Origin of the sequence: Cohnella nanjingensis, assembly GCF_014212125.1 — a bacterium.
In the GTDB taxonomy this organism is placed as follows: domain Bacteria; phylum Bacillota; class Bacilli; order Paenibacillales; family Paenibacillaceae; genus Cohnella; species Cohnella nanjingensis.
Map to the genome: position 1 here is coordinate 71,175 of NZ_JACJVP010000018.1, position 11,642 is coordinate 82,816.

The 11,642-nt window shown below is 61.9% G+C and carries 11 protein-coding genes; 8 read left to right on the forward strand and 3 right to left on the reverse strand.

Annotation, left to right across the window (positions count from 1 at the left end; all coding sequences use genetic code 11):
- Positions 1 to 42 precede the first annotated feature (42 nt).
- The 5 genes from H7C19_RS11060 (at position 43) to abc-f (ending at position 5,111) form a co-directional block, all read left to right on the forward strand.
- Positions 43 to 495 carry a MarR family transcriptional regulator gene (locus H7C19_RS11060; RefSeq protein WP_246469432.1) on the forward strand — a complete coding sequence of 151 codons (453 nt, stop codon included), beginning with the start codon at positions 43 to 45 and terminating at the stop codon, positions 493 to 495.
- Entirely contained in the window at positions 476 to 1,228 is a 753-nt protein-coding gene (locus H7C19_RS11065; protein ID WP_185142712.1) for an SDR family NAD(P)-dependent oxidoreductase, read from the forward strand. Before H7C19_RS11060 ends, H7C19_RS11065 begins: the two co-directional genes overlap by 20 nt.
- A gap of 189 nt (positions 1,229 to 1,417) precedes the next feature.
- A complete protein-coding gene (locus H7C19_RS11070; RefSeq protein WP_185142713.1) occupies positions 1,418 to 2,707 on the forward strand; it encodes a PD40 domain-containing protein in 1,290 nt (429 codons plus the stop codon).
- A gap of 56 nt (positions 2,708 to 2,763) precedes the next feature.
- Complete coding sequence (locus H7C19_RS35200) at positions 2,764 to 2,895, forward strand: hypothetical protein (protein WP_281384852.1); 132 nt, start codon at positions 2,764 to 2,766, stop codon at positions 2,893 to 2,895.
- Positions 2,896 to 3,008: 113 nt separating this feature from the next.
- On the forward strand, positions 3,009 to 5,111 hold the full coding sequence (gene abc-f / locus H7C19_RS11075) for a ribosomal protection-like ABC-F family protein (RefSeq protein ID WP_185142714.1): 2,103 nt from the start codon (positions 3,009 to 3,011) through the stop codon (positions 5,109 to 5,111).
- Between the two features lie 206 nt (positions 5,112 to 5,317).
- Here abc-f and H7C19_RS11080 read toward each other — a convergent pair whose 3' ends face one another.
- The 3 genes from H7C19_RS11080 to H7C19_RS11090 form a co-directional block, all read right to left on the reverse strand.
- Entirely contained in the window at positions 5,318 to 6,661 is a 1,344-nt protein-coding gene (locus tag H7C19_RS11080; RefSeq protein ID WP_185142715.1) for an FtsW/RodA/SpoVE family cell cycle protein, read from the reverse strand.
- Positions 6,658 to 6,990 (reverse strand): PadR family transcriptional regulator, encoded by a 333-nt coding sequence (locus H7C19_RS11085; protein ID WP_185142716.1) that lies wholly within the window; start codon positions 6,988 to 6,990, stop codon positions 6,658 to 6,660. Before H7C19_RS11085 ends, H7C19_RS11080 begins: the two co-directional genes overlap by 4 nt.
- A 428-nt stretch (positions 6,991 to 7,418) precedes the next feature.
- Positions 7,419 to 8,366 (reverse strand): phosphotransferase, encoded by a 948-nt coding sequence (locus tag H7C19_RS11090; protein WP_185142725.1) that lies wholly within the window; start codon positions 8,364 to 8,366, stop codon positions 7,419 to 7,421.
- A 360-nt stretch (positions 8,367 to 8,726) separates the two neighbouring features.
- Between H7C19_RS11090 and H7C19_RS11095 the strand changes: the two genes are divergently transcribed.
- From H7C19_RS11095 to H7C19_RS11105, 3 genes are all read left to right on the forward strand, one after another.
- A complete protein-coding gene (locus H7C19_RS11095) occupies positions 8,727 to 9,077 on the forward strand; it encodes an MGMT family protein (protein ID WP_185142717.1) in 351 nt (116 codons plus the stop codon).
- The gene (locus H7C19_RS11100; RefSeq protein WP_185142718.1) at positions 9,077 to 11,029 is read left to right on the forward strand and encodes a GTP-binding protein; all 1,953 of its coding nucleotides are present in this window, start codon (positions 9,077 to 9,079) and stop codon (positions 11,027 to 11,029) included. Before H7C19_RS11095 ends, H7C19_RS11100 begins: the two co-directional genes overlap by 1 nt.
- 63 nt (positions 11,030 to 11,092) lie before the next feature.
- Complete coding sequence (locus H7C19_RS11105) at positions 11,093 to 11,560, forward strand: 2-thiouracil desulfurase family protein (protein WP_185142719.1); 468 nt, start codon at positions 11,093 to 11,095, stop codon at positions 11,558 to 11,560.
- Positions 11,561 to 11,642 lie beyond the last annotated feature (82 nt).

The window sequence follows — 11,642 nt, forward strand, 5'->3', positions numbered from 1 at the left end:
GCAATCGGGAAAGGAGAGGGAAAGCTGAATCGTCAAGAACGGTTGTCGGAATTCATATCGGCTTATATGAACAAGATCGTCGTCGGTTACGCCAAGATGCTGGACAAGGATCTAACGGCGCCCCAATTCTACATCATTCAGATTCTCGCTGCCGAAGGCTCCCGCAATTGCTCGGAGCTGGCCGCCGCGCTCGATATTACGCTTCCGGCCGTCACGAACCTATCCAACAAGCTGGTCCGCAAAGGCTACGTCGAACGGCTGGCGTCCGAGAGCGACCGGCGCAGCGTCTATCTGCGCCTCACGGACGAGGGCCGGCAGGTCCAGCAGCGATTGGAAGAACGGTACAAGGAGCTGACGGGCGGCATGTGGGCGGACTTTACGGATGCCGAGATGGATATGCTTATCACGGGTTTCGAGAAGATGCTGGCCCGGTTCCCGGGCACCAATAATACGGATGCACAAGGAGGCGCTAATCATGGGAAGATTAGCGAATAAAGTAGCGATTATTACGGGCGCGGCAGGCGGCATGGGCAAAGCGGACGCTATTCTGTTCGCCAAGGAAGGCGCCAAAGTCGCCATCACCGACATTCAAGAAGACAAGATTCAAGCCGTCGTGGCGGAGATCCGCGAGAGCGGCGGGGAAGCGATCGGCTTCGCGCACAACGTCGCTTCGGAGGAGGATTGGGCTCGCGTCGTATCCGAGACCCTCTCGCAATTCGGCAAGATCGACATTCTCGTCAACAATGCCGGCATCTCCAGCACCGTTCCGTTCATGGATACGACGGTCGATCTGTGGAACAAGATCATGTCCGTCAACTTGACGAGCATCTTCCTCGGCCAGAAGGCGGTCCTGCCGCATATGATCGAGAACGGCGGAGGCTCTATCGTCAATATCTCGTCGATCGCGGGCCTGACCGGCGGCAGCGGGGCCGGCGCCTACACCGCGAGCAAAGGGGCCGTGCGCATGCTGACCAAAGCGACGGCCATCGACTACGCGAAGCACAATATCCGCGCCAACTCCGTCCATCCGGGCTATATCGAGACGCCGATGACGGCGGATCTGATGGCGAACGATCAGATGCGCCAATGGTTCCTGTCCCAGACGCCGCTGCCGCGCCTCGGCAAAGCCGAAGACATCGCCAAAGGCGTGCTGTTCCTGGCGTCCGACGAGTCCTCGTATATTACGGGCGTCGAGCTTCCGATCGACGGCGGTTACTACGCGCAGTAATGCCAACGGCTTCCGCGGCTGCATAAGAAAACCTTCCGATCCCCGACCGGCGCATGCCGGTTGGGGGTCTTTGTTTGCGAGGAGGGAACGATTCCGTGCTCGGCTTCCCCGCCTCTACTAGCGCAGGGACGGGCAGGCATGATCTCCGCGGCGTTAGGTCAAATTAAGACCGAGCAAGGAGGGAACAAGATGGCATTCCGGAAAAGCAAGCGCGGGCTGCTGGCCGCCGTGATCTTGGCGTCATGCGTCGGTATCGCGCATGCCGGAGCCGCGCCGACGCCCGCGAACCCGACCGGACCTGCCGCCGAGCCGACGGCGGCTTTCGTGCGAAGCGGAGACCTGTGGGTCAAGTCCGGCGGGGCCGAACGGCCGCTGACCCGGGGCGAATACGTGCGCAATCCGAAGTGGTCGCATGACGGGGGCTGGATCGCGTTCACGAGAGGGAAACAGGAAGCGGAATTGTGGGTGCTGGACGTCTCGACCGGCGCGAGCCGTCAGGTGGCGACGGGTAACGGAAAGGGAAGCTACCGCTGGTCGCCAAGCGGCAGCCGTCTGGCCTACTTGGACAAGGACAGACTCTACATGCTGGAAATGCAATCGACGACGTCCCTCCCGGTACTCGCGGCTTCGGACATCGACAACTTCGCCTGGCTGCCGGACGGCACGGGCTTCCTCGCTTCGTCCTCGGCGCATCTGATCGCCGGGAGCTGGACGCCGGTGCGGATCGGGAAGATCCGGCTGCCGACGGGAAGCCGGCCGGGCGGCATCGAGACGCTCTATGTGCTGCCGGCCATGTCGAACGACTTTTTCGCCGTAGGGACGAGTACGTTCAAATGGTCGGCGGACGGCAAGTGGATCGCGTTCATCGCCCATCCCACCGCATCCCTGTCGGCCGATGCCGACTATCTATGCGTGTTGTCGGCGGACGGCCGAACGTTCAAGCAGATCGATCAGATGCTGGCGTACGAGGAATGGTTCTCTTGGGGACTGCAAGGGGAGAAGCTTGCCTACATCGCGGGCGTCGGAAGGGAGACCACGCAAGACAAGAAGCTCAAAGTCGTAGAGGCGCCGAACGGCAAGCCCGTCGTCTATACGCCTTCCGGCTTCGTGGATCAGAGCTTCGCTTGGCATGGCGACCGCCGCATCGTCGTCTCCCGGGCGCCCGAGTCGCAGTGGAGCAGCGATCCGGCCGCGCGTCCTCTGCCATTTTTGGCCGAAGTGAGCTTGGACAACGCAAGCCAGGAGAAGTTCACGTCGCCTGGTGCCGAGATCGGCGACTATCAACCGTTGGCGTTGCCTGGGCAGCGGCTCGCCTGGGTCCGCTCGAACCGAAGCGCGAAGCAGGCGGACGTCATGTTGGCGGGGAGCGACCCGGCGCAGGCCTTGCGCTGGATTCGGAATTTGGACCCCGGGACGGACTACTACGAGCATCTGGATTGGTCGCATGTGCTTCAGTTCAAGGGGCAGCGAGGTTCTTGATCTCGCGCGCGCGATGTGATAAGGTGAGGTTAATTTAAGGGAGGAGGTGAGGTAGGATGAATCGCGAATCCGTGAATAACCGTTTGAGCCAGTTGCCTATTCAGATGGCTGGCATTATCAACGCTGGGATGGCCGACGGGATCAGTCTGTCCATTTTCAAGCATACGGTTATTCCCATCGCGAAATGACTCCTACCTAGCCTCGACGGATTTTACCGGAGAGACGCGGGACATTTCCCGCGTCTCTTTTTCGTTTGGAAGACGGCGCAGGTCAGGGGTCCATCCTAAGGAGGAAATTCCCCATGTTGATCATAAGCGCGCAACAACTGCATAAATACCACGGCGCCCAGCTCGTGCTGGAGAACCTCGCCCTCGAGATCCGGTCCGGCGACCGGATCGGATTGATCGGCCGCAACGGCAGCGGCAAGTCCACGCTGCTCCGCCTGCTGGCGGGACTCGACACGCCCGACGAAGGACAGCTCGCCGTTCGCAAGGATACGCGCATCGGCTATCTGGCCCAGATTCCGGAGTTGACGGACGAGACTTCCGTTTATGACGTGCTAGCCCGCGGGTACCGTCATGCCTTGGCGATAAAGGCCCGGATGACGGAGCTCGAAGCGGCCATGTCATCGCCTGAGGCGGCCGCGGACGAGCGGCGCATGACGAAGCTGCTCGGCGAATACGCGGACGCGCAGGAGCGCTTCGAGCACGAAGGCGGCTACGAGATGGAGAAGCGGATCGAGCAGGTGGCGAGCGGTCTCGGCATCGCGCGGGAGCAGCTTGGGCGCTCCTTCGCCAGCTTGTCCGGCGGGGAGAAGACGAAGGCTGCGCTGGCTTCGCTGCTCATCGAACGACCGGATCTGCTCCTGCTCGACGAGCCGACGAACCATATCGATCTGAACGGCGTCGAATGGCTGGAGCAATATTTGCGGAGCTACGACGGGGCCTGCGTCCTCGTCTCGCACGACCGCTACTTCCTGGATCGCGTCGTGACGCAGGTGATCGAATTGGAGGACGGGGAGCTGTCCGCGTACGCGACGAACTACACGGGCTACGTGAAGGAGAAGGAAGAGCGCCTGCTCCGGGAGTTCGCGGCCTACCAGGACCAGCAGAAGAAGATCGCCAAGATGGAGGAGTCGATCAAGCGGCTCTTGACGTGGGGCAGGCAGGGCGACAACGAGAAGTTCATCAAGCGCGCGGCTTCCATGCAGAAGGCGCTCGACCGGATCGAACGGCTGAAGCGGCCGGTTCTGGACCCGCGGTCCGCGGAGTTCGCGCTGACGCTTGCGGACCGCTCGGGCAGAGACGTCGCGCAATTCGAGGGGCTGCGCAAAGCGTACGGCGAACGCGCGATCCTGGACGGGATCAGCGGGCTGCTCCGTTACGGGGAGAAGACCGTGCTCATCGGCGACAACGGCGCGGGGAAAAGCACGCTGTTCCGCCTGCTGCTGGGCGAGCTCGCGCCGGATGACGGGACGGTGTCGCTCGGCGCTCGCGTGGAGGTCGGCTATCTGGGCCAAGAAGAAGCGCCGGAGGAAGGCAAGAAGAGCGTCCTGCAGCACTTCCGGGAGGAGACGGCCGTCGAGGAGGGCGCGGCGCGGGGACTGCTCGCGCGGTATCTGCTCTTCGGGCCGGACGTGTTCAAGCCGATCTCCAAGCTGTCCGGCGGCGAGTGGACGCGGCTGCGCCTCGCCGTGCTGATGCGGCGGAAGCCGAATCTGCTGCTGCTCGACGAGCCGACCAACCATCTGGACATCGCCTCGCGCGAGGCGCTGGAGGAGGCGCTCGACGCGTTCCCCGGCACGGTGCTCGCCATCTCGCACGACCGCTACTTCATCAACCGGATCGCGGACGCCGTCTGGTCGCTCGGAGACGGCAAGCTCGCGACGTACATCGGCAACTTCGACGCCTACCGGGAGCAGCGCGACCGCTTGCAGCAGATGCAAGAAGGCGCGGAGGCAGTGCCCGCGGCGGCGAAGGTTGGGAAGCCGGGCAGTGGGGGCCGGACCGTGCGGATGGATGATACGGAAGGATCGGCATGCGCGGCCGAGGGATCCGACTCGGAAGGCAAGCCGGGTGTAGGGACGCAAGCTGCGACCCAGGCCGGTACGGTCGGCAAGCCGGGCCAAGAGAGCCGCGCGGGAAGGAGGCCGGCGGCACAGGGGAAAACGCAGCCGGCGGCGGTCGTGGCCGGCGCGGTCGATCCCGCGCGGCTGGAGCGCGAGATCGAAGCCGCCGAAGCGCGGTTGGCGGCGCTCGACTCGAGGCTCGCGGCAACCGACTACGCTGCGGAAGCCGAAGCGTATGAGCGGCTGTGGTCCGAGCGGGAGGCGGAGCAGCAGGCGCTGGAGCGCCTGTACGAGTCGTGGATGGCGCGGGAGCAGGAGGCGGAGTCTGCGGAGTGACCCGGCGAGCCAATTAAGCCGTAAAATGCGTCCTAAATGGGTGTTCGTGCCCCGAAATCGGGAAATAAGCCGTAAAATGCGTCTTAAATGGGTGTTCGAGCGACGAAACCAAAAATAAGCCGCATAATACGTCTTATTGACGTCGGCGTGCAGGCTTAGCAAAAAGGGACGGCACAGGTTAGAGCCTGCGTCGTCCCTTATTCGATTTAGTTTGTCGTTAAGGCGGGTTCCGAGCTGGGTCTGAACATGTCTTTGCGCCGATAGGCACCGAGCATGAGTCCGACAACCGCGAGTTCGATTACCGTATTGGCGTTCCAGTTCATTACCGGCAGCGTCATGCTAAGGGACGGGAGCAGCCCCGTGCACATCAGCATAGTCCATACTAGCTGGATGCCGAGTACGGCGGACAAGCTTACAACCAGCCCTTTCGCATAGCGATCCTGCAGCTTGACGCCCATCCGAACGGTGCGGACGATGAAGAGCAGTGCGATACCCGCGACAACGATCCCGAACACCCAGCCGAGGCTGTACACCAGGTAGGAGTAGACGAGTTCATCCGTTACGTAGGGGAGTCTGCGGTTGGGGATGCCGAATCCTTGTCCCCACAAGCCTCCCGAACGAAGGGCTTCCAGAGAACGCAAAGTCAGGAAGCCGCGGTCATCGGCGTGCGCCCCCGGATTCAGATAAGCGTCTATACGCTGCCAGAAAGATGCCGAGTGCGTCCGGTAGACCACGAAGTAAACAAGCGCAAGGGATAATCCGCCAAAGCTGGCAAGCAGCAATCTCCCTCTGCCGGAGACGACCAGGAGCACGGCCAAACCTACGGCGTACACCGTAAGATAAGCGAATGCAGGCGCCATTAAATAGAAATAAGCGGGAACGAGGATGAAGAGAACCGTTTCCTTCGCCGCCGAGAGCGCCCTCTCTCGCAGCCCTCGGGCTATCGGCTTTTTCTGCATCAGGATCCCGGCGGCCCCGATGATGAGCAAATAAGGAGATAGGGCATAGACGTTTACGCTGAATGGGCCCAAGAGCAGCCACTGCTTGGCTCCGTTCACGGCTAGGGACTGCTGATTAACCACGATCAGAAGCAGTACCGTCACGATATACAAAGGCCAGGAGTAACGGAACAACCTGCGATAATCGGCAAAATACAGAGCGAACATAGCCGCCACGCCCGCAAATCCGAACGCCAGCTTGCGCCCGAGGGAAAGTTGTCCGTCCAACGACAGCTGCAAAGCGAACAGCGAGACGAGCCCGATCGCGATCATGCCGGCCACCAACGCGATGACGCTCCATTCCGGCTTCGGTTTATGTACGGTGTGCAGTTGTTTGCCGACCTGCTCGGGGTCCCCCATCTGGCGCAGCGCTTCTTCCAGCGCTTCCTCTTCGTTCTTGTCGCCAAGCGCTTCTCTCTCCGCCGTCAGCTCTTCCAGGTGATTGAGCATCTCGTGGCGGATCTCGGCATGCATCTCCTTGGCTCGCACCTGTGCGCATACCCGGTCAAGGAAGGCGATCACGGCGGGGTGGCGATCTAAGCTCTGGCTCATGGATGCACCTCCCCGATGACCCGGTCGACGGTCGTCCGGAACAGCGCCCACTCCTGCTGCTTCTCGCGGAGCTGCTTGCGGCCCTCGTCCGTGATCTGATAATACTTGCGCTTGCGACCGCCTTCTTCGCTCCAGTACGCTTGAACGAGCCGCTCCACCTCCAGCGCGTGAAGGATGGGGTATAGCGTTCCTTCCTTCAACGTAAATACGCCTTCCGACTTCAGCTCGAGCTCCTTCGTCATCTCGTAGCCGTACATGTCCTTACGGCCGAGCAGCGTCAAGATGAGGATGACCGTGCTGCCCTTCATCAGCTCTTTGTTGATCTTCATTGCATGTCTCCTAGCGGGTTAAGATGTTTTGATTATACATCGAATATCTATGCATTGGAATAGGATGTATAAAAAAAGAGCCGCAACCCGAAAAAATCGGGCTGCAGCTCGCCACGAGCGCGAATGAGCCGCTCTAACCCGAAAAAGTCGGGCTGCAGCTCGTCAGGAGTGCGGATGGGCCGCTCTAACCCGAAAAAGTCGGGTTAGAGCTCGTCAGGAGTGCGGATGAGCCGCTCTAACCCGAAAAAATCGGGCTGCAGCTCGTCAGGAGTGCGAATGAGCCGCTCTAACCCGAAAAAATCGGGCTGCAGCTCGCCACGAGCGCGAATGAGCCGCTCTAACTCGAAAAAGTCGGGCTGCAGCTCGTCAGGATTGCGGATGGGACACTCTAACCCGAAAAAGTCGGGTTAGAGCTCGCCCTTCGGTCTTTACTCCGCCTCCGCCCCAATGTACCGGAGCGCGCGCCGGGCATGGTGGTCGGCCAGCCCCCGGGCGAAGATTTGGTCCGGAAAGCCGCGATGGAGCAGCTTCAGTCCGCCCGCGGTCAGCGACAGGTGGTGGCAGAAACGGTAGAACGCCATGCGGTCGGGGTCGAGCGAATCGTGCCTCAGATAGCGGTAATCCTCCCCGAACCGAAACTCAAGGAAGCTATGCTCATGCTCGATGTCGAAGAAGGCGGCTCCCTCGATATCGATCAGATAAGGCTCCAGACTTTCGTTCACCAAGACGTGGTCGGGACCCAGTTCCCCATGGATGAATCCGTATCGGCTTCGGGGCGCGATCCGGGATGCCAGCGCGTGCAAGCGGTCGAGCAGTTGATGATGATAGACGCCGATTCGGTCCAGATGCGCGGCGGCGTAGACCAGCTGAGGCTTCACGCTATCCAACCTCCGCAAGTGACAGGCTTCCGCATGCTCGCCCAGGCCTAGACGATCCAGCTTGCAGTAGACTGCACGCTCGTCGGCATGCATACGCGACAGCATCTCGCCCAAGGCGCCGAATACCCGATCGCGCGTCCATACATCGGGATGGCGGAGATAGGCCTCCGCCTTCGGCCCGCCGACATACTCCACGAGCGCGTAGTCATAAGGGTACCGCGCGGTCCGTTCCCGGTACATGTCATAGAGGGCGGGCGTTCGAATGCCCTGCGAAGCGAGATGCCGGTTGTTCCGCTCGAACAAGTCGCCGCCGTAGGAGCGCTCGTTCGGATCGTCGTTCTCGATTTCTTCTTGAAAATAATTGTTCGATAAATCCCACACGTACAGCACGCAAACAAAGCCGCCGGCACATTCGATCTTGTAGACGACTTTCTGCGCGCCGCCATGCATGCGGGTCACATGCTGCACGACATAGCCGCTGCCGAGAACTTGACGCACATAGGCTTGCAGATCGATCGGATCGAGATGACAGTCGTGAGACAAGGAGCAACACGCCTTTCTATCGGTGATGGCCGGCCGGCAACCCCCACTCTAACGGCATTCGCGCGCAAAGTATAGACTGTTTCTCGCCGATTTGATATGATGTCGAATAAGGTCTCGAAAAAAATAGCCCTGCACAACCGCCTTTGGACCTTTGGTTCAAAGGCTTTTCTTTATTTGGCGGATCGGAAAGAGGATCAGGCTCGTCTATCCTCGTCCGGCTCGTCTCCGAATGACCCGCCCCCGCCTTCCGAACGGCACGGGCGGACGAAGCCGGATAAAGCTGCAGCCAGAGCGGCGACCGGAGGAAGGTGAATCATGCAGCCTTTTACGAGACGCGTCATCGAGGTCATCCAGGGGATTCCCGAGGGCTGCGTCATGACGTACGGACAGGTCGCGGCGTCGGCCGGCAGCCCCCGGGGCGCGAGGCAGGTCGTGCGGATTCTGCATACGATGAGCGCGAAGCACGGACTGCCGTGGCACCGCGTCATTAACGCCCAAGGGGAGATCGCGATCCCGGACGGGGAAGGACGCTATATGCAGCAGCTCTATCTGGAGCAGGAAGGCGTCGAAGTCGACGTCAGAGGGCGCGTGTCTCTCGAGCGCTACAGGTACGTGCCGCCGGAGACCGGACCCGAAGATCGGATAGCGGCAAGGAGCGATCACTAGTGCACAAGACGATCGGGCTGTTCGCTCACGTGGACGCGGGCAAGACCACGTTCGCCGAGCAATGGCTCTACCATACCAAGAGCATCCGCCAGCGCGGGCGCGTCGACCACAAGGATGCGTTCCTCGACAGCCACGACATCGAGCGGGAACGGGGCATTACCGTCTTCGCCGACCAGGCGATCTTCCATTATAACGGCCATACGTACAATCTCATCGACACCCCGGGCCACGTCGATTTCTCGCCGGAGATGGAGCGGGCGATCCAGGTGATGGATTACGCCATCGTGATCGTGAGCGCGGTCGAAGGGGTGCAAGGACATACGGAGACGGTGTGGCAGCTGCTGCGCAAGCACGGCGTGCCGACTTTCTTCTTCATCAACAAGATCGACCGGACCGGCGCTGATGCGACGCGGGTGGCGGAGGAGATCCGCGGCAGCCTGACGCCGAACCTGTGCGACTTGACGGCCGGGTGGGGCGAGCGAGGCTGGCGGGACGAGCTGATCGCCAGCGTCGCGGAACGCGATGAACGCCTGCTGGAGCTGTATATGGACGACGCGTACGATCCCGCGCTGTGGCTGACCGCGTTGCAGCGGATGATTCGCGAAGGGCGGCTGTTCCCGTATGCGAGCGGCTCGGCGCTGCAGGATATCGGCGTGACGGAATTTCTGGCCCGGTTCGATGCGCTGACCGATACCGCCTACGACGCGGAGGGGCCGTTCGCCGGACGGGTGTACAAGATCAGGCACGACGAGAGCGGCTCGCGCGTCACGTACATGAAGGCGCTGCGGGGATCGCTCGCCGTGCGGGAAGAGATCGGCTACGGCGAGGCGGGGCCGGATAGGCTGCGCGAGAAGGTCACGCAGCTGCGGCTGGTGAGCGGAAGCAAGGCGACGATCGTTGATCGCGTGGACGCTGGACAGCTGTTCGCGGCGGTCGGCTTATCCGCCGCTGCCGCGGGCGACGGCGTAGGGGGCTTGGCCGAAGCCGCCGTCTACGAGGTCGCGCCGACGTTGACGTCGAGCGTGCAATTCCCGGCCGTCATTCATCCGAAAGACATGCTGCGCTGCTTTAAGATCCTGGACGCGGAAGATCCCTCCCTCAGCGTGACTTGGGAAGAAGAGCTGGAGGAGATTCAGCTGCGCGTCATGGGGACGATCCAGCTCGAGGTGCTGGAGCGGGTCGTGCGCGAACGGTTCGGCTATGGGGTGCACTTCGGTCCGCCCGAGATTCTGTACAAGGAGACGGTTGCCGGCCCGGTTCTGGGCTGCGGGCACTTCGAGCCGCTCGGACACTACGCCGAAGTGCATCTGCGGATCGAGCCGGGCGCGCCGAACAGCGGCCTGATCTTCGCGAACGAATGTCACCCGGACATGCTCCCCACCCAGTTCCAGAACCTGGTGAAGCAGCATCTCTTCGAACGCGCCCATCACGGCCTGCTGACGGGGTCTCCCCTCACCGACGTGAAGGTCACGCTCGTCAAAGGCCGCGCGCACAACAAGCATACGAGCGGAGGCGACTTCCGCGAAGCGACGTTCCGCGCGCTGCGGCAAGGTCTGGAGCAGGCCGACAACGTGCTGCTCGAGCCTTGGTACGCTTTTAAGATCAAGGTCGAGCTCGATCACATGGGTCGCGTGCTGTCGGATATTCAACAGGCGTCCGGGCGATTCGATCCCCCGGAGATCGCGGGAGACCGCGCCGCCGTGACCGGGCGCGCGCCGGTGGCGACCTTCCTGAACTATGCGGCGGAGCTCGCCGCCTTCACCCAGGGCCGAGGCACGGTCCGATTGTCATTCGGCGGGTATGAGCGCTGCCACGACTCGGAAGCGGTCATCGCCAAGCGCGGCTACGACAAGAATGCGGACCCCGCGTACACGTCGATCTCGATCTTCTGCGCGAAGGGGCAAGGGTACGGCGTGCCGTGGGACGAGGCTGCGGCGCAGATGCACGTATGAGCGTGAAGTCTCGCGCTCCGTTGTACGGCGAGAGATTCAGACAGTGGGAGAAGTGACCCGGTAATGACGAAAATTCTCGTGAGCGCCTGTCTGCTCGGTCAGAAGGTACGTTACGACAGCAAAGGCGCGCTTTGCGGAGACGAACGATTCCAGAAATGGTACGACGAAGGGCGGTTCATGCCGATCTGTCCCGAAGTGACGGGCGGCCTCCCGACGCCGCGGCCCCCTGCCGAGATCCGGGGCGACCGGGTGGTGACGGCGGCGGGAGAGGACTTCACGGCGGCGTTCGAAGCCGGCGCCCAGGCGGCGCTGAAGCTCGCGCAAGAGCACGGCGTGGCGTTCGCGATCCTGAAGCAGAACAGTCCGTCATGCGGCAGCCTGCACGTCTACGATGGCTCCTTCACGGGTGCGAAGGTGGCCGGCGAAGGCCGGACGGCGGCGCTGCTGCGGCTTCACGGCTTCAAGGTGTTCGGCGAAGACCAACTGGACGAAGCGGAGCGGGAGCTTGCCGCTTCGTCAGGTAGCGGCTAGGTCTTCGCGATCAGTTCCTCATCCTTTAGGCGCAGCGATGCGACAAAAACCTCTCCGACCAGGAGGCCACTGAATAACTAAC